The sequence below is a fragment of the Stenotrophomonas thermophila genome, assembly GCF_001499715.1.
Classification (GTDB): Bacteria; Pseudomonadota; Gammaproteobacteria; order Xanthomonadales; family Xanthomonadaceae; genus Stenotrophomonas; species Stenotrophomonas hibiscicola.
Genome location: NZ_CVIW01000062.1, coordinates 125139 through 142732 on the forward strand (window position 1 = coordinate 125139; position 17594 = coordinate 142732).

Sequence of the window (17594 nt, forward strand, 5' to 3'; positions counted from 1 at the left end):
CACCCCGCCCCGCTACAATCCCCATCCCATGCACGGTCTCAATCCCCCCCAAGCCGCCGCCGTCCTGCACATCGAAGGTCCGCTGCTGGTGCTCGCCGGCGCGGGCAGCGGCAAGACGCGCGTGATCGTGGAAAAGATCGCCCACCTGATCAGCTGTGGCCGCTACCCGGCACGCCGCATCGCGGCGATCACCTTCACCAACAAGTCGGCCAAGGAAATGCGCGAGCGTGTGGCCAAGCGCCTGCGCGAGCAGGATGCCGACGAGGTGACGATCTGCACCTTCCATGCGCTGGGCCTGAAGTTCCTGCAGATCGAGCACGCGGCGGTGGGCCTGAAGCGTGGATTCTCGATCTTCGACGCCGACGATGCCGCTGCGCAGATCAAGGACCTGATGCACGGGGCCAAGCCCGACGACATCGAGGACATGAAGAACCTGGTGTCGCGCGCGAAGAACGCCGGCCTGTCGCCCGAACAGGCGATGGCCGCCGCACGCAGCAACCGCGAGAAGGAAGCGGCCAGCGTCTACGAGCGATACCAGCTGAGGCTGACCGCGTTCAATGCGGTCGACTTCGATGACCTGATCCGTCTGCCGGTGCAGATCCTGGAAGAGAATCCGGACATCGCCCTGGCCTGGCGCGAGCGCATCGGCTACCTGCTGGTGGACGAATGCCAGGACACCAACGACGCGCAGTACCGCCTGCTCAAGCAGCTGGCCGGCGAGAAGGGCAACTTCACCTGCGTCGGCGACGATGACCAGTCGATCTACGCCTGGCGTGGTGCCAACCCGGAAAACCTGCAGCAGATGGGGCGCGATTACCCCACGCTGGAAATCATCAAGCTGGAGCAGAACTACCGCTGCTCCAACCGCGTGCTGCGCGCCGCCAACGCGCTGATCGCCAACAATCCGCATGAGCACCTGAAGAAGCTGTGGAGCGACCAGGCCGACGGCGAACGCATCCGTGTTTGGGAATGCCGCAACAGCGAACACGAAGCGGAGAAGGTCGCCGCCGAGATCGCCTTCGTGGCGCAATCGCGCAACGTGCCGTGGAGTGACTTCTGCATCCTGTTCCGTGGCAACTTCCAGTCGCGCCCGCTGGAAAAGGCGATGCAACTGCTGCGCATTCCCTATCACCTGACCGGCGGCACCATGTTCCTGGAACGCCAGGAAGTGAAGGACACCCTGGCCTGGCTGCGCCTGCTGGTGAACCCGGATGACGACACCGCGTTCATGCGTGCGGTGCAGTCGCCCAAGCGCGACGTCGGTGCCGGCACGCTGGCCAAGCTGGCCGAGCTGGCCCAGGAAAAGGACATGCCGATGGCGCATGTGGCAGAAACCATCGGTGCCCTGCAGCAGCTCCCACCGCGCGCGGCCAACAGCCTGGCGCGCTTCACCGACATCCTGCGCGACCTGCGTGCACAGATGCGCCAGGTGACGTCCGGCGACATGATCCGCAAGGTGGCCAAGGAATCCGGGTTGCTGAGCGAGCTGCGCCAGCAGGCCAAGGAAGAGGCCAGCTACCAGCGCCGCGCAAACAACATCGAGGAACTGGCGCAGTGGTTCGAGGGCGGCCCGCGCGGTGCAACCGCCGCCGACCTGGCCGGCCAGCTGGCGCTGCTGTCGCGCAGCGACAAGGACGAGGGCGGCAACCAGGTGCGCATGATGACCCTGCACGCTTCCAAGGGCCTGGAATTCCCGTACGTGTTCATCGTCGGCTGCGAGGACGGCGTGCTGCCGCACCAGGTCAGCCTGGACGAGGGCAACCTGCAGGAAGAACGGCGCCTGCTGTACGTGGGCATCACCCGCGCCAAGATCCAGCTGTGGATGAGCTACAGCAAGCTGACGCGCAAGTTCGGCGAACACGTACGCCTGAAGCCGAGCCGGTTCTTCGAGGAGATTCCGGCCGAGGAGATCCAGCGCGATGGCGCCGATCCGGTGGCGGATGCGGCGCGGAAGAAGGAACGGGCGAGCGCGGGGTTGGCGGCGATTGAGGCGCTGTTCGACTAGGGCGCTCCAACGGCGCCGCCCCTCCGTGGTGGAGCGCGCGTTGGTTCCGCAGTGTGGCCGGTCGGGGTGGGTTCGCGGGGGACGCCGTGAACCCGTCCTTGGGGGCTTAGCCGCGCCATCCATGGCGCGGATACCCCCGCGAACCCACCCCGACCGGCCTCTGACAGATTCCGGGCGCTTCCTTCCACGGCAATGCAGAGGAAATCAAAAGCAACAGCCGGGGGTTGAGGCAGAATCGGGGTTTCGGCTGGAGGTCTGCCTGTGCAACCGATCGAGAGTGAGCGCCTGCGGCTGCGGGCCATTGAACCTGACCGTGATGCGGCACCGATGCTGGCCCTGCTCAACGATCCGGGCTTCGTGCGTTTCATCGGTGACCGCAACGTGCGCGACGAAGAACAGGCACGCGAGTACATTGCGCTGCGGGTGCTGCACAGCTATGCGTTGAATGGCTTCGGCATGTATGCCATCGAGCGGTTGTCCGATGGTGCCTGGGTGGGTAATGCCGGGCTGGTGCGGCGGGATGGCCTGCCGGGGCCGGATATCGGCTATGCGGTGCTTTCGCAATTCGCCGGGCAGGGCTATGCCGGTGAGGCGGCGCGGGCGGTGTTCGCGCATGCACGCGGAGCGCTGGGCCTGCACGATCTGTATGGCATCACCGACCTGGACAACGTGGTGTCCGGGAAGATCCTGCTGGGCTTGGGCATGCAGGAGCGCGGGGTGATCCAGTTGCCGGGCGTGGACAGCCCGAGCCGGTTGTATGCCACGCCGGGCGCGGCTGACGTCGGGTAGTGCCGGCCGCTGGCCGGCAACCTGGTCATGCCTGGATGCCGGCCAGCGGCCGGCACTACCGGATGTGGACGTTCAACCGCGCAGTTCCGCCAGCTGCGCCTGCAGCTCGGCCACCGCTGCTTCCAGCTGGGCGACGCGCTCGGCCAATCCCGGATCGGCCGCATCGCTGCTGCCACCGCCGCCGCTGGCGTACTTCGCTGCCAGTGCCGCGCCGTCCACTTCTCCGCACAGCAGGTGCATGTAGCGGTCTTCGCGCTGGCCGCTGGCGCGCGGCAGCACCACCAGCAGCGCGCGCTGCTGCAGGCGCTCGATGGCGTGGCGGGCTTCGTCGGTGTCGGCAAAACGGTACAGACGCTCGCTGCGCGACACCAGCTCGCCCAGGGTTTGCGGCCCACGCAGCAGCAGCAGCGCCAGCAGCACGGTCTGCTGCCGGGTCAGGTCCAGCGCGGCCTGCAGGCGGTGCTCGTAGCGGTCCGCGCGCGAGGAGAAGTGCTGGCGGGCCAGGCCCATCGTTTCCAGCTGGCGCAGCGCGTGCTGCACGCTGCCGGCATCGACGTTCATCACCGGCTCGCGCGCGGTCTTCTGGTTGGCGGCCGATTGGGCGGCATTGACTGTCAAGGGGTAGGTGTCCGGTGTGGTCGCCTCCTTTTCCACCAGGCAGCCCAACAGGCGTGCCTGCACGGCGTCGAGCAGGGGGACGTCGGGGGTCTGGGTGGAATCGGTCATGGCAGCCTCCGGAAGGACAACGGGTCAACCGCCAAGCATAGCCGTCCCGGGGCCGCCTTTGCCGGTAAAATGCGCCGGTATATCTGATTGCCGGTGAATCCATGCGTCGTCCTGTTTCCCTGCCCCTGACCCTGCTCGCTACCGCGGCGCTGGGCCTGTCCGCCTGCAAGCGCGTGGAAGCGCCTGCCGCCGAAGCCGTTGCGCCGGAGGCCCCGGCCTCTGCCGCCAAGGCTGACGGCGCGCGCGATGCCACGGCCAACGACAATCTCAATGCGGTGCTGTGGATGCAGCGCGCGCAGGAGTACAAGGCCATCACCGAGCAGACCTATCGTGCCGCCGCCGACCACCTGGATGTCGCGTTGAAGGAAGCCCACTGGGACGCACTGGTGCCGGAAGAACGCGGCAACGAGGCCAAGGGCCTGAAGCCGGCCGTGGTACTGGACGTGGACGAGACCGTGCTGGACAACTCGCCCTACCAGGCGCGCCTGGTGCGCGACGGCAAGGAATACGACGAGCTGAGCTGGGACCAGTGGGTGGCCGAGAAGAAGGCCAAGGCCATTCCGGGCGTGGTGGATTTCGCCAAGGCTGCCAACGCCAAGGGCGTGACCCTGCTGTACATCTCCAACCGCGCCGTGCACCTGAAGGACGCGACCCTGGCCAACCTGCGCGAGCAGGGCCTGCCGGTGGCCGATGACAGCGTGTTCCTGGGCCTGGGCACCGTGGTCGAAGGGTGCGAGCAGGCCGGCAGCGAGAAGAACTGCCGCCGCCGCCTGGCCGGGCAGAAGTACCGCGTGCTGATGCAGTTCGGCGACCAGCTGGGCGATTTCGTGGAAGTGACCGCCAACACCAACGACGGCCGTGACGCACTGCTGCAGCAGTACCACGACTGGTTCGGCGAGCGCTGGTGGATGCTGCCCAACCCGACCTACGGTGGCTTCGAGCCGGCGCAGTTCAACAACGATTACAGCCAGTCGCGCCAGGCCCGCCACGACGCCAAGCGCGCTGCCCTGGACTACGCACCATGAGCCGCGCGCCACTGCCGCTGCGCGACGACGAGCGCCTGATCTTCGCGCTGGACGTGCCTGATCGCGCGCAGGCGCTGGAGTGGGTCGACCGCCTCGGCGACAGCGTGGCGTTCTACAAGATCGGCATGGAACTGCTGGCGTCGGGCGAGTACTTCCAGGTGCTGGACGAGCTGGCCCGCCGCGACAAGCGCGTGTTCGTCGACCTGAAGTTCTTCGATATCCCGGCCACCGCCGCGGCGGTGATCAAGCGCCTTTCGCAGTGGCCGGTCAGCTACGCCACCATCCACGGCTGGCACCCGGCGATGATGGAAGCCTGCGCCGCCGCCAACAGCAGCGACATGCGCCTGCTGGCGGTAACCGTGCTGACCTCGATGGGCCGCCCGGACCTGGCGCAGATGGGCATCGACCGTGAACCGGTGGAGGTGGTGGTCGAACGCGCGCTGGCCGCGCAGGCGGCCGGCATCGATGGCGTGATCGCCTCGGGCCAGGAGGCCGGCCCGATCCGCGCCGCGACCGGCGCCGGGTTCTCGATCGTCTGCCCGGGCATCCGCCCCGGTGGCCCGATCGGCGATGACCAGAAGCGTACCGTTGGCGTGGCCCAGGCGTTTGCCGATGGTGCCGATGCCATCGTGGTTGGCCGTCCGATCCGCCTGGCCACCGATCCGCAGGCCGCGGCCCGGGCCATCCAGCAGGAAATCGCGTCGGCACTGGGTGCGCGCTGAGGTTCCGTTGCGAAGGCTGCAGGCCCGAACGCCATCCCGGCCCGCGCGGGATGGCGTTTTTGCATCCGTCTACCGAGCGGTTGTGCCCGAATCGCCGCAAAACCTGCCGTAGATTTCATTGCTTCCACCCCCATCATCAGGTGAATCAATAAAATCAATAGTTTAAGGCGCACTACGTGAAGTGTTGCCTTAACTTGAGCGGCAGCGTAGGATCGCCGCCATCCGGTCCTCGGACCGGACATGTGCCACAACACTGTCCACCGGCCCTGCGCCGGTTTGAAGAGCCTGTGATCCCCGTGATCCCGGCTCTTTTTTATTCCCGTCAGTGACTTGCACAGGCAACAGCGGAAACCGTGACGTCCCGGCTTGCCGCTGTCACGTCGCAGGCCGCAAGATGCGGACCGGTCCGGGGAGTCCGATTGCATGAGCGTGGCGGTGCGAGGAAGGTCTGCGCGTGGATGGGGGCTGGCAGCCATGCTGCTGCTGGCGGTGGCCGCGTGCCGCGAATCAGCCGATGATCCGGCCAAGCCGGCAGCCGAACCGGTCGCGGCGGTGCAGGCGATGGCCCTGCGCCTGGCCGAGGACGATCTGGCCGGCTACGCGAAGCTGTCGGTACCGCCCAGCCAGTACCAGCGCCTGCAACAGGCCTGGACCGAAGGCCACAGCCAGTGGCCGCTGACCGAACTGCCGCTGGGTGACCAGCTGCTGCCGATGCTGGCCGCGCTGCGCAAGCCCAACGCCAGCGCCGAACTGCAGCGCAGCTTCGATCGCCAGCTGGCCGGACAGGCCGGCGCCGTCCGCCAGGCCGCGCAGTCGATGGGCAACTTCGGCGTGCAGTACCTGCGCCATCAGAAGGGCTATACGCCCGGCCAACAGGCGCACTACATCGCCCTGGTGGAAACCCTCGCCAGCTGGGCGCAGGGCGCACCGATCAGTGACCGCGCCCGCGCGCGCAGCACCATCGCCGCACTGGTTGGCGCGGCCGGCAAGGTTGGGTTCGATGATGAGGCCGGCCTGCAGGCCGCCGGCATGGAAGGCAGCCTGCAGCAGCTGGCGCCGTTCATCCACACCCTCAAGGCCGTGCTGGGCAGCTACGGACTGGGCGTGGACGAGGCGCTGCGCAGCGTGCGCGGTGAGCTGCTCTCGGTGGAGGGTGACAATGCGCTGGTACGCCTGCACTACGACCTGGCTGGCCGCGAAATGATCCTGCAGCTGCCGCTGAGCCGCCGCGAGGGCCACTGGTACCTGACCCGCACCCTGGCCGACACCGATGCGCTGCTGCGCAAGGCCGACGCGGCCCGCGCTGCGGCCTCGCCATCACCGGCTGAAGCCCCTGCTGGGGGTGGGGAAGCAGCAACGCCGCCGCCTAAGCCATAATGGCGCCGATGTCGAAACAGAACCCGCTGCCGTTTCCCGGCGAAGAATCCCAGTCGACGCCCGCCGATACGGTGCCGGCGTCCCCCTCGACCGGCACCGGCCCGAACCCGGTGCCGCCGCCCGTGCACGCGCGTCCGGCCGGCCGCCGCCCGCTGTGGGCTCGCCTGCTGGGCCGCCTGGTCGAGCCGTGGCTGTCGCTGAAGATCGAGCCGGAAGACCCAGGCCAGTACAACGATGGCCGTCCGGTCGTGTACGTGCTGGAAGACTACGGCCTGTCCAACGCGCTGATCCTGGACAAGGCCTGCCGCCAGGCCGGGCTGCCCTCGCCGCTGGTGCCGCTGGCCGGTGACCCGACCGGGCGCAAGCGCGCCTACCTGGCGCTGTCGCGGCGCAGCTCCAGCAACTCGCTGATTCCCGAGCAGCGCGGCGCCAAGACCCACTCCGATTCGCTGGCCAAGGTCCTGCAGGCGCACCGCGTGCGCGACGACCTGGATGTGCATCTGGTGCCGGTGTCTATCTTCGTCGGCCGCGCGCCGGACAAGCAGAGCGGCTGGTTCGCGGTGCTGTTCTCGGAAAACTGGGCGCTGGTCGGTCGCTTCCGCCGCCTGCTGGGCCTGCTGCTGAACGGGCGAAATACCATCGTGCGCTTCGCCCCGCCGATCTCGCTGCGAAGCACCGTGGACGAAGGCCTGGAGCCGGAGCGCACGGTGCGCAAGCTGCAGCGCGTGCTGCGTACGCACTTCCGGCGCATCCGTGAATCGGTGATCGGCCCGGACCTGTCGACGCGGCGCCTGCTGGTGGACCAGGTGTTGGCTGCCGAACCGGTGCGCGAGGCGATCGCCGCACAGGCCAAGCGCGACAATTCGAAGCCGGCCGATGCCTGGAAGAAGGCACACGCCTACGCCTGGGAAATCGCCGCGGACTATTCCAGCCCGGTCGTGCGCTCGGCCAGCTTCATGCTCAGCCACGTGTGGAACCGCATCTATGCGGGCGTGCTGGTGCACCACCTGGACAAGTTCAAGGCTGCCGCGCCGGGCCACGAAGTGGTGTACGTGCCCAGCCACCGCAGCCACATGGACTACCTGCTGCTGTCCTACCTGCTGTACGACCGTGGCATCGTGCCGCCGCACATCGTGGCCGGCATCAACCTGAACCTGCCGGTGGTGGGTACCCTGCTGCGCAAGGGCGGTGCGTTCTTCATCCGCCGCTCGATCCGCGGCAACGCGCTGTACTCGGCGGTGCTCAGCGAGTACGTCGCGCAGCTGGTGGCCGGTGGCTATTCGCTGGAGTATTTCGTTGAGGGTGGCCGGTCGCGCACCGGCCGCCTGCTGCAGCCCAAGGGCGGCATGATCTCGATGACGCTGCGTGCGTTCCTGCGCCAGCCGCGCAAGCCGGTGCTGTTCCAGCCCGTCTACATCGGCTACGAGAAACTGATGGAAGGCGGCAGCTATCTGGACGAACTGTCCGGCCGGCCGAAGGAAAAGGAGTCGATCTGGTCGCTGCTGTGGGGCATCCCCAAGGTGCTCAAGCAGAACTACGGCCAGGTGGTGGTGAACTTTGGCGAACCGATCGCACTGAACGACGTGCTGGCCGAGAAGGCGCCGGAGTGGAAGGGCGAGGCGGTGTCAGAGGACGAGAAGCCGGCCTGGCTGTCGACCACGGTGGATACGCTGGCCGAACGCATCCAGGTGCGCATCAACGGCGCCGCCGACGTCAACCCGATCAACCTGCTGGCGCTGGCTCTGCTGTCCACGCCGAAGCACGCGATGGGCGAGGCCGACCTGATCGCGCAGATCGAGCTGTGCAAGACCCTGCTGGTCGAGATGCCATATTCGGACCGGGTGACGGTGACCCCGCACTCGCCGGAGCGGATCATCGCCCACGCCGAGGAAATCAACGTCCTCACCCGCATCAAGCACCCGCTGGGCGATGTGCTCAGCGTCAGCGGCGATACCGCGGTGCTGCTGAGCTACTTCCGCAACAATGTGCTGCACCTGTTCACCGCCTCATCGTGGGTGGCCTGCTGCTTCCAGAACAACCGCCGCATGAGCCGCGCCGGCCTGGTCCAGCTGGGCCGTACGGTGTACCCGTTCCTGCAGGCCGAGCTGTTCCTGCCGTGGAGCGAGGACGAGTTCGCCCAGCGCATCGACCAGACCATCAACGTGTTCGTGCGTGAGGGGTTGCTGCAGAACGTCAATGATGACGACGGCGGCATTCTGGCGCGCAACACCGGGCAGACCGACGAGGTGTTCCGCCTGCGCGCCATCGGGCACTCGCTGCAGCAGGCGTTCGAGCGCTACTACATCGCCATTTCGGTGCTGGTGAAGAACGGCCCCGGCGTGCTTGGCGCCGCCGAACTGGAAAGCCTGTGCCAGCAGGCCGCGCAGCGCCTGAGCCTGCTCTATGCGCCGGCGGCGCCGGAGTTCTTCGACAAGGCCCTGTTCCGTGGCTTCATCCAGAAGCTGCGCGAGCTGCGCCTGGTGTGGCCGGACGAGAACAGCAAGCTGCTGTTCGACGAGCGCCTGGATGCCTGGGCCAAGGATGCCAAGTTCATCCTCGGCCGCGAGCTGCGCCACACCATCGAGCGGGTCAGCCCGGAAGCGGCGCGCCCGGATGAGCCGGCGCCGCAGGATTGAACTGAATCCTGCGGTGGGTGTGGACCTTGGTCCGCACACCTTCCCGTCGTGCCGACCAGGGTTGGCACGTACCGGAGCAGGAGGCCAACCCGGGTTGGCACCCATCTGAACCCGGCTCAGGCCGGCTCGTCGGGAATCTGCAGGCTCTCCAGCCTGGCGATGCAATCCTTCAACTGCAGCTTGCGCCGCTTCAGGCGCTTGGCTTCCAGTTCGTCCTCGCCGTTGGCCGCCATGCGGGTGATCTGTTCATCCAGCAGGCGGTGCTCGGCGCGCAGGGCGGCGAGGCGTTCGACGATCTCGGCGGGGTCGTAGGTGTCCACAGGTTCCGAGCATACACAGCGATGATGACCGCCGGGAGAGGGGAATACCGCCCCCGGCCGGGGCCGCTCCGAGCCGTTAGAATGGAGCCCATGAGTGCCGTGATTTCCCTTCCCGATCCCCAGCCGCGCGCCGCCCGCGATCCACGCGTGGCCGAGCGCGAGCAGCACAAGCTGGCCAAGCGCCTGCGCCGCCAGGTCGGCGAGGCGATCGCCGACTTCGGCATGATCGAGGCCGGCGACAAGGTCATGGTCTGCCTGTCCGGCGGCAAGGACAGCTACACCCTGCTGGACGTGCTGCTGCAGCTGCAGAAGAAGGCACCGGTGCCGTTCGAGCTGGTGGCGGTGAACCTGGACCAGAAACAGCCGGGCTTCCCTGAGCACATCCTGCCGGACTACCTGGCTGGGCTGGGCGTGCCGTACCACATCATCGAGCAGGACACCTACTCGGTGGTCAGCCGGGTCATCCCGGAAGGCAAGACCATGTGTTCGCTGTGCTCGCGGCTGCGTCGTGGCGCGCTTTACAACTACGCCGAAACCCACGGTTTCACCAAGATCGCGCTGGGCCATCACCGCGACGACATGGTGGCCACCTTCTTCATGAACCTGTTCCACCACGCCAAGCTGGCGGGGATGCCGCCGAAACTGCGCAGCGATGACGGCAGGCACGTGGTGATCCGGCCGTTGGCCTACGTGCGCGAAAGCGACATCGTCGACTACGCGCAGGCACGCCGGTTCCCGATCATTCCCTGCAACCTGTGCGGCAGCCAGGAGAACCTGCAGCGCCGCCAGGTCGGCCTGATGCTGAAGCAGTGGGAAAAGGACCATCCCGGCCGCATCGAGCAGATCGCGCGCGCCATGGGCGACGTCCGGCCCTCGCAGCTGGCCGACACTACCCTGTTCGACTTCATGGCGCTGGGCCGTCGCGACGACGCGCCGCTGCCCGATGCCCATGCCTGGCTGGCCGGTTCCCCGGCCGACGCCGACGCAGATCCCGAGACGCCCACCGTTTAAGGTCGGTCGCCCTTCCTCTTTGCCATCCGGAATTCCATGTTCTTTCGCAACCTGACGTTCTTCCGTTTTCCGACCGCCACCGATTTTTCCGAAGTCGATACCCTGCTGCCGCACGCCGTGCTCAAGCCTGTTGGCGCGCTGGAAATGAACTCGCGCGGCTTCATCTCGCCGTTCGGCCGCGAGGAAAAGGAGCAGCTCTCCCACCGCATCGCCGAACACCTGTGGCTGACCGTGGGCGGCGAGGACAAGATCCTGCCGGCGGCGGTGGTCAACGACCTGCTCGAGCGCAAGCTGGAGGAGATCGAGGAGAAGGAAGGCCGCCGCCCGGGTGGCCGCGAGCGCAAGCGTATGAAGGACGACCTGCTGCATGAACTGCTGCCGCGCGCCTTCGTGAAGTCCTCGCGCAACGACGCCTTCATCGACCTGCAGCACGGCTACGTGGCAGTGGATACCTCCAGCCGCAAGACCGGCGAATACTTCATGTCCGACATCCGCGGCCTGCTCGGCAGCTTCCCGGCGATGCCGCTGAACGCCGAAGTCGCGCCGCGCTCGATCCTGACCGGCTGGATCGCCGGCGAGCCGCTGCCGACCGGGCTGAGCCTGGGCGAAGAGTGCGAGATGAAGGACCCGGTGGAAGGTGGCGCGGTGGTCAAGTGCCAGCACCAGGAGCTGCGCTGCGACGAGATCGACAAGCACCTGGACGCCGGCAAGCAGGTGACCAAGCTGGCGCTGATCTTCGAGGACAACCTGTCCTTCGTGATCGGCGACGACCTGATCGTGCGCAAGCTGAAGTTCCTCGACGGTGCCCTGGACCAGCTGGAGCATGCCGACGAAGATGGCCGCCGCGCCGAGTTCGACGCCCGCTTCGCCCTGCAGAGCGCCGAGATCCGCCGCCTGTTCCTGTTGCTGGAAGAAGCCTTCAAGCTCAGCAAGGCTGACTGAACAGGCAGCCCGACGGCCGCCGGTCATCCGGCGGCCCGAAGCAGCGCTATGCTGGGTGCATGAGCCGTCTGTTGCGCCGCCTGATCAGCCCGACCCCGCCCGCCACCGTACAGCGCGACACCGTTCGCCTGCGCCTGGAGGATGCCGAGATCGAGGTACTGCGCGTGCGTGATCCGCGTGCGCGGCGCATCAAGCTGAGCGTGGATGAGCGGGGCGCGCGCTTGACCCTGCCGCCGCGGGCAAGCCTGGCGATGGGCGAACGCTTCCTGGAACAGCACCGCGACTGGCTGGCACTGCAGCTGCGCCAGTACCAGGGCCAGGGCCTGCCGGCGCCGCTGCAGCCCGGCGAAGACGGCGTGCTGCCCCTGCGCGGCGAACTGCTGCCACTGCGCTGGCAGGAAGGCCGCTATGCGCGCCTGGAGATCGACGCGCACGGCGCCTGCGTGCAGTGGCCCACCCGTGGTGGTGACGCCACCCTGCGCCGTCTGCTGCGCGAGTTCTACGAAGCCCAGACCCGCGCCGACGTCGGCCGCTGGCTGCCGAAGTACCTGCCCACTCTGCCGCGCGCCCCCAGCCGCCTGCGGCTGAAGGTGATGTCCTCGCAATGGGGCTCGCTGGCCCCCGACGGCAGCATGGCACTGGACCTGGCCCTGGTGCTCGGTCGTCCGGAAGCGTTCGAGTATGTGCTGGTGCACGAGCTCTGCCACCTGATCCAGCCCAATCACTCGCCTGCGTTCTGGCACGAAGTGGAACAACGCTTCCCCGCCTGGCGCGAGCAGCGCGACTACTTCCAGCTGGAAGGCCGCAGGCTGAAGGCGATGCTTCGCCAGCTGCTGTAGAGCCGAGCCGATGCTCGGCTGACGCGCGTGGCGCAGATATCCAGCCCTCGCGATCGACAGCAGCCGAGCATGGCTCGGCTCTACAAAAGCGCGCGCAGCGCGCGACCCGCTCCTGCTCTTCCTTCTTCCTTCCGTGATGGGCACACAGGAAACTGTCCGTGGCCGGGCGGGGTGGGTTGCGCAGGGGCGTGAGCCGCATGGATGCGGCGACCGAGCTTACAAGGACGTACTTGCAGCGCCCCCTGCGCAATCCACCCCGGCCGGCCGAGCACGGCTTCTGATTTGAACGACCCACCACGAGGGGCCCAGCCGTTGGCCGAAACCCTCACCCCGCCCGCAGCGCCGCCGCCGCCGCCCACCGCGCCGCCACCCGCGGCGCCGTAATGCACACTGCCTGGTCGGTCACCGTCGTCACCGCACGCTCCAGCAGCTGGATATCCGCCTCATGCTGGCGCGCCACATGCGGGTCCTCGAAGAAGATCGCACGCTGGCAACGCCCCTCCAGTACCCGGTCGGCAATCTGCGCATCACCGCCCATCGGGCCGCTCTGGTAGCGCGTCACCCACGGCGTATCACGCGGCCAGCCCCGGCTCCAGGCCAGTTCGTTCAAACGCTGGCCGGTGGTGCCGGTCGCCACCCGCTCACCGAACCGGGCCAGCACATCGAAGTGCTCATCGGCGAAGGCCAGCATCGCCGGCTTCATCGCATCGTGCGCGATCAGCGCCAGCGTCTGGCCTTCGAACGCATGCAGGTCGTCGGCGCCGCCGTCTGCCGCCAGCCCGGCGTGGACGCGCTCCACTTCGACCCAGTCGCGTGCAGTGGCCACGGTCGAAATGAACGGCTTGCCGTGAATCACGCACTGGCGCTTCAGCGCCGTGGCTTCCGGAAATACCGAGGACGGATCGACCGGGTCGATCAGGTAGATCGCGCCATCCAGTGTCCGATCCGGACCCATGCCGACGACTTCGGCGACCAGCTTCATCAGGCCGCCCTCGCGTCCGTACGGGTAACGGTGCAGGCCCGCGTACCCGGTCAGGAAGCCCTGTCGTTCGATCGCGTCATGGGTGCGACCGACCGCATGCAGCGACACGCCCAGCTCGCGCAGGCCGGCCTCGCTGCTGCGCAGCCAACGGAACAGCGCGGCGCGCGCGTCGTGGTGATGAAGACGGTTGGCAGCCAGGCCGATGCGCATCGAACGCTCCGCAGTTACGGGTGAAGGCGGCAGTGTATGTCGGCATTCCCCTATCTGGATGCTTTTACAACTTTCTTCATTGCCATCGGTCCGCACGTCGATAGCGTGGCAGGCAGCGGTACCGCAGCGCGGCCGTTCCTTCCGCCCGCGAGATGAGGATGCCTACCGTGAATGTCGCCGGCTTCCCGGCAGCCATTGCTGTCATGGCCAGCCTGCTGCTGGCTGCCACGGCCTCCGCCACGGGCTGCAGGACACCGCTGCGCATCGCCTGGCCTTCCGACCGCGCACCCTTGTCGTCCAGCGAACAGGGTGAGGCACGGGGGCTCGGCGCGGTGTACCTGGAGCTGTTGGGCCGGCAACGGCCACTGCAGCTGCTGCCCGTGCCGGCCGCCAGCGTGGACCGGGATGAGCTGCCGGCCGGCACCCAGGCGCTGCTGGGGTGGCCACGCTCGCAGCTGCCCGCCGGGTGGGTGGCCAGCACGCCCTACCTGCAGCTGCCACAGGTGATCGTCCGCCGGGAGGGTACGCCGCCGGTGCTGGGCCTGGAAGATCTGCGTGGACGAACCGTGGCCAGCCCCAGCCGGATGCCGCTGCAGGGGCTGCTGGCCGAGCAGGCAGCGGGTGCACAGCTGCTGCCACCGGCAGCGCTGGACGATGCGCTCCCGCTGCTGGGCACCGGATTGATCGATGCGGTCGTCGCCAACCTCGGCGACGTCGAGGCCGCGTTGCGCCGCTACCAGGGCGATGCACTGCTGATCGCTGCGCCGGCCGGTTTCGATGATGCCCTGGTGCTGGCGACCACGCCCGCCTGCGCCGATGTCATCGTCGGCTTCGAGCACGCGCTGTCGCAGCTGACCGATACCGAGCGCGAACAGATCCGCGCGGACTGGCTGCCGGACCGGCCGCGTAATTCCCCGTCATCGTCGCCCCTGCGCTGGCTGGTGCCGGCCTCGTTGATCCTGCTCGCCCTGGCGCTGGTACATGCCTACGGTTACTGGCGGGTGCATCGCGAAAGCGTGCGCCGCCGAGTCGTGGAGCAGCGCCTGCAGGAGGTGACTGCGAACCTGCCGGCGGTGGTCTACCAGGCGCGTCGGTCGGCGTGCGGTCACTACAGCTTTCCGCAGATCGCCGGCGACGTGCAGTCCCTGTTCGGAATCAGCGTGGAGACCGCGCGCATCGATCACCAGCGGCTGTTGGCCGCGGTCCACCCTGAAGACCGCAGCAAGGTGATGGCCTGTATCGAGACGGCTGCATTGGCGCGTGGCCCGATCGACGTCACTTTCCGCACCCGTTCACCACAGGGCTGGCGATGGGTGCGTTCGCATGGGCGGCCGTTGCCCTGCGACGACAGCGACGTCGAGTGGAGCGGCTACTGGATCGACGTCAGCGAGGTGCAGTCACGTACCCGCGCGCTGGCCGACGCGCGCCGCGAGGCCGAGCAGGTGGCACAGGCCAAGGCGCACTTCCTGGCCACGATGAGCCATGAGATCCGCACGCCGATGAGCACGCTGCTGGGCATGCTCGAACGGCTGGCGGGCAGCAGGCTGGAGCCACGCCAGCAGCAGGTGCTGGCCACGGTGGATGATGCGGCGCGGATGCTGCGGCAGATCCTCGACGATGTACTGCACAGCCAGCGCCTGCAGGGCGCACCGCTGCAGTTGCGGCCCACCGATCTGGCGGCACTGGTGCGCGCGGTGCAGCAGCTGCTGATGCCGGTGGCCGCCAGCCGCGGCCTGCACCTGCAGGTGGTGCTTGATCCGGAGATGCAGCCGGGATCGCTGGCCGATGGCCTGCGCCTGCGCCAGATCCTGTTCAACCTGGCCGGTAACGCACTGAAGTTCACCCGGCACGGCCACGTGGAACTGCGGTTGCAGGTACTGCAGCAGCATGCCCGCGGGCAGCGGCTGCGCCTGCAGGTAAGCGACAGCGGCGTGGGCATCAGCGAGGAACGACAGCAGGCGGTGTTCGCCGCCTATGCCCAGGCGGAGCGCTCGACCACGCGGCGCTTCGGCGGCAGTGGGCTGGGCCTGGCGATCTGCCGCGAGCTGGCAACCTCGATGGGGGCGGAGCTGCAGCTGCGCAGCTCCCCTGGGGAGGGCACCACGGTATGGATGGATCTGGACCTGGAGGCCTGCGAGGCACCCATGGCCGCACCTTCGGCGGCATCAGCGGATGAGCATCCATTGCCGGCGGCGTGCGTACTGGTGGTTGAAGACCATCCTACCAACCTGCAGCTGCTGGAGCAGCGCCTGTGCGCGCTGGGGCTGCGGGTCCACGCCTGTACCGATGGGCAGTCGGCGCTTGAAGCATGGCAGGCGCAGCCGTTCGAGCTGGTGATCACTGACTGCCACATGCCGGGCATGGACGGCTTCGCACTGGCGCGGGCGATCCGCGCTGATGCCTGCCCGGCACGTGCGCAGGTGCCGATCATCGCGCTCACGGCCAGCGTGATGGAAAGCACCCGCGAAGCCTGTCGCGCGGCTGGCATCGACCACTTCCTGGCCAAGCCGGTGGAGCCGCACGTGCTGCGGGCGCTGCTGGCGGTACTGCTGGCGCCGGACTCAGTGGGCCAGTAGCCGGACGATGCTGGCGGCGGCATCGCGGCCCTCGGCCACGGCGGTCACCACCAGGTCGGCACCGCGTACCGCATCACCACCGGCGAACAGGCGCGGATGCGCGGTCTGGAACGGCAGGCGATCCTTGCCTCCGGCCACGATACGGCCGTTGGACCGGCCTTCCACGCCGTGCGCGGCCAGCCATGCCGGAACGGTCGGCGAGAAGCCGAAGGCGATGATCACCACGTCGGCCTCCAGCAGCGATTCGCTGCCATCGATCGGCACCGCGTTCTGGCGGCCGTTCGCATCCGGCTCACCCAACCGGGTCTCGACCACGGTTACGCCGATTACTTCGTCATCGGCGCCGGCTTCGATCGACAGCGGCTGCCGGTTGAACAGGAAGCGCACACCTTCCTCGCGTGCATTGGCGACCTCGCGCGCGCTGCCGGGCATGTTTGCTTCGTCGCGGCGGTAGGCGCAGGTGACCTTGGCCGCGCCCAGCCGTATCGCGCTGCGCACGCAGTCCATGCCGGTATCGCCACCGCCGAGCACCACCACGCGCTTGCCGTTGAGATCGGGCAGGGCGATGGTGTCTTCCCAGCCGGCAATCGGCCGGCCCTTCGGATCATCACCACCGACGATGCGGCTGTTCTGCACCAGGAACGGCAACGCCGGCAGCACGCCTTTCAGGTCCTGGCCGTCGAGGCCGCCATCGGTGTAGCGGTAGGCGCCGGTGCCGACGAACACCGCATCGTGGGTATCCAGCAGCTGCTGCAGGCTGATGTCGCGGCCGATCTCCACGCCGAGGCGGAACTGCACCCCCATGCCCTCCAGCACGTCGCGGCGGCGACGGATCACGTCCTTGTCCAGCTTGAAGCTGGGGATGCCGAACTGCAGCAGGCCGCCGATCTGCTCGTAGCGGTCATAGACCACGGCGGCAATGCCGGCGCGAGCCAGGCGGTCGGCACAGGCCAGCCCCGCCGGACCGGCGCCGATCACCGCCACGCTGTGGCCGGTCGGCTGCACCGCGGCCAGATCCGGGCGCCAGCCACTGGCCAATGCGGTATCGACGATGTACTTCTCCACCGCGCCGATGGTGACCGCACCGAACTCCTCCAGCGTGCAGCTGCCTTCGCACAGCCGGTCCTGCGGGCACACCCGGCCGCACACTTCCGGCAGCGGGTTGGTGCTGTGGCACAGCGTGGCCGCCTCGTGGATGCGGTTCTCCTGCACCAGCTGAAGCCACTGCGGAATGGCGTTGTGCACCGGGCACTTCCAGCTGCAGTACGGGTTGCCGCAGTCCAGGCAGCGGCCGGCCTGGTACTGCGCGTCTTCCTTGCCGAACCTGCCGTACAGCTCACCCCAGTCGCCGGAGGTGCGCAGTTCCACCGGAATGCGCTGCGGCATGGTGCGGGGCAGGTCGAGGAACTGGAAAGCGTGCTTGCGGCTCATGGC

Annotated in this window: 14 protein-coding genes; 10 read left to right on the top strand and 4 right to left on the bottom strand. The window is 68.0% G+C overall.

Annotated features, from left to right (window positions below):
- Window positions 1-28: 28 nt before the first annotated feature.
- Window positions 29-2005, top strand: coding sequence for a UvrD-helicase domain-containing protein (locus tag BN1263_RS18370; protein ID WP_058983214.1), 1977 nt, complete (start codon window positions 29-31; stop codon window positions 2003-2005).
- A gap of 261 nt (window positions 2006-2266) precedes the next feature.
- Complete coding sequence (locus BN1263_RS18375) at window positions 2267-2794, top strand: GNAT family N-acetyltransferase (RefSeq protein WP_058983216.1); 528 nt, start codon at window positions 2267-2269, stop codon at window positions 2792-2794.
- 72 nt (window positions 2795-2866) lie between these two features.
- Here the strand turns inward: BN1263_RS18375 and BN1263_RS18380 are convergent, their stop codons facing one another.
- Window positions 2867-3520 (bottom strand): YceH family protein, encoded by a 654-nt coding sequence (locus BN1263_RS18380; protein WP_058983217.1) that lies wholly within the window; start codon window positions 3518-3520, stop codon window positions 2867-2869.
- 101 nt (window positions 3521-3621) lie between these two features.
- Between BN1263_RS18380 and BN1263_RS18385 the strand changes: the two genes are divergently transcribed.
- The 4 genes from BN1263_RS18385 to plsB all read left to right on the top strand — a co-directional run bounded on the left by BN1263_RS18385 (window position 3622) and on the right by plsB (window position 9280).
- Entirely contained in the window at window positions 3622-4545 is a 924-nt protein-coding gene (locus tag BN1263_RS18385; RefSeq protein ID WP_058983218.1) for a 5'-nucleotidase, lipoprotein e(P4) family, read from the top strand.
- Complete coding sequence (gene pyrF, locus BN1263_RS18390) at window positions 4542-5267, top strand: orotidine-5'-phosphate decarboxylase (protein WP_058983220.1); 726 nt, start codon at window positions 4542-4544, stop codon at window positions 5265-5267. The genes BN1263_RS18385 and pyrF overlap by 4 nt, the downstream gene beginning before the upstream one ends.
- Window positions 5268-5690: 423 nt before the next feature.
- Window positions 5691-6644: a hypothetical protein gene (locus BN1263_RS18395; protein WP_058983223.1), complete on the top strand. Its 954-nt coding sequence runs from the start codon at window positions 5691-5693 to the stop codon at window positions 6642-6644.
- The gene (plsB, locus tag BN1263_RS18400) at window positions 6644-9280 is read left to right on the top strand and encodes a glycerol-3-phosphate 1-O-acyltransferase PlsB (RefSeq protein WP_019662245.1); all 2637 of its coding nucleotides are present in this window, start codon (window positions 6644-6646) and stop codon (window positions 9278-9280) included. The genes BN1263_RS18395 and plsB overlap by 1 nt, the downstream gene beginning before the upstream one ends.
- A gap of 116 nt (window positions 9281-9396) precedes the next feature.
- Here plsB and BN1263_RS18405 read toward each other — a convergent pair whose 3' ends face one another.
- Entirely contained in the window at window positions 9397-9600 is a 204-nt protein-coding gene (locus tag BN1263_RS18405) for a YdcH family protein (protein WP_005407501.1), read from the bottom strand.
- Between the two features lie 90 nt (window positions 9601-9690).
- On the opposite strand from BN1263_RS18405, the gene ttcA reads away from it, so the two are divergent.
- From ttcA to BN1263_RS18420, 3 genes are read left to right on the top strand one after another with little or no spacing between them, the layout of a single operon-like run.
- Window positions 9691-10611, top strand: a complete 921-nt coding sequence (gene ttcA, locus BN1263_RS18410; RefSeq protein ID WP_186008986.1) for a tRNA 2-thiocytidine(32) synthetase TtcA — start codon at window positions 9691-9693, stop codon at window positions 10609-10611.
- Between the two features lie 36 nt (window positions 10612-10647).
- Window positions 10648-11553, top strand: coding sequence for a recombination-associated protein RdgC (locus BN1263_RS18415; protein ID WP_021202267.1), 906 nt, complete (start codon window positions 10648-10650; stop codon window positions 11551-11553).
- A 59-nt stretch (window positions 11554-11612) separates the two neighbouring features.
- Window positions 11613-12392, top strand: a complete 780-nt coding sequence (locus tag BN1263_RS18420; protein ID WP_058983227.1) for a M48 family metallopeptidase — start codon at window positions 11613-11615, stop codon at window positions 12390-12392.
- A gap of 325 nt (window positions 12393-12717) precedes the next feature.
- On the opposite strand, the gene BN1263_RS18425 is transcribed toward BN1263_RS18420, so the two are convergent.
- The gene (locus BN1263_RS18425; protein ID WP_058983228.1) at window positions 12718-13584 is read right to left on the bottom strand and encodes a methylglyoxal synthase; all 867 of its coding nucleotides are present in this window, start codon (window positions 13582-13584) and stop codon (window positions 12718-12720) included.
- A 167-nt stretch (window positions 13585-13751) separates the two neighbouring features.
- Between BN1263_RS18425 and BN1263_RS18430 the strand changes: the two genes are divergently transcribed.
- A complete protein-coding gene (locus BN1263_RS18430; RefSeq protein WP_058983229.1) occupies window positions 13752-16160 on the top strand; it encodes an ATP-binding protein in 2409 nt (802 codons plus the stop codon).
- Here the strand turns inward: BN1263_RS18430 and BN1263_RS18435 are convergent.
- Window positions 16146-17591: a glutamate synthase small subunit GltD family protein gene (locus BN1263_RS18435; protein ID WP_058983231.1), complete on the bottom strand. Its 1446-nt coding sequence runs from the start codon at window positions 17589-17591 to the stop codon at window positions 16146-16148. The genes BN1263_RS18430 and BN1263_RS18435 overlap by 15 nt on opposite strands.
- Between the last annotated feature and the right edge of the window lie 3 nt (window positions 17592-17594).

What these genes read in the sequence shown, in the direction of transcription:
- BN1263_RS18370 (WP_058983214.1), top strand. Translation starts at nt 29, where the DNA reads ATGCACGGTCTCAATCCCCCCCAAGCCGCCGCCGTCCTGCACATCGAA.
- BN1263_RS18380 (WP_058983217.1), bottom strand. Translation starts at nt 3,520, where the DNA reads ATGACCGATTCCACCCAGACCCCCGACGTCCCCCTGCTCGACGCCGTG.
- BN1263_RS18385 (WP_058983218.1), top strand. Translation starts at nt 3,622, where the DNA reads ATGCGTCGTCCTGTTTCCCTGCCCCTGACCCTGCTCGCTACCGCGGCG.
- pyrF (WP_058983220.1), top strand. Translation starts at nt 4,542, where the DNA reads ATGAGCCGCGCGCCACTGCCGCTGCGCGACGACGAGCGCCTGATCTTC.
- BN1263_RS18395 (WP_058983223.1), top strand. Translation starts at nt 5,691, where the DNA reads ATGAGCGTGGCGGTGCGAGGAAGGTCTGCGCGTGGATGGGGGCTGGCA.
- plsB (WP_019662245.1), top strand. Translation starts at nt 6,644, where the DNA reads ATGGCGCCGATGTCGAAACAGAACCCGCTGCCGTTTCCCGGCGAAGAA.
- ttcA (WP_186008986.1), top strand. Translation starts at nt 9,691, where the DNA reads ATGAGTGCCGTGATTTCCCTTCCCGATCCCCAGCCGCGCGCCGCCCGC.
- BN1263_RS18415 (WP_021202267.1), top strand. Translation starts at nt 10,648, where the DNA reads ATGTTCTTTCGCAACCTGACGTTCTTCCGTTTTCCGACCGCCACCGAT.
- BN1263_RS18420 (WP_058983227.1), top strand. Translation starts at nt 11,613, where the DNA reads ATGAGCCGTCTGTTGCGCCGCCTGATCAGCCCGACCCCGCCCGCCACC.
- BN1263_RS18425 (WP_058983228.1), bottom strand. Translation starts at nt 13,584, where the DNA reads ATGCGCATCGGCCTGGCTGCCAACCGTCTTCATCACCACGACGCGCGC.
- BN1263_RS18435 (WP_058983231.1), bottom strand. Translation starts at nt 17,591, where the DNA reads ATGAGCCGCAAGCACGCTTTCCAGTTCCTCGACCTGCCCCGCACCATG.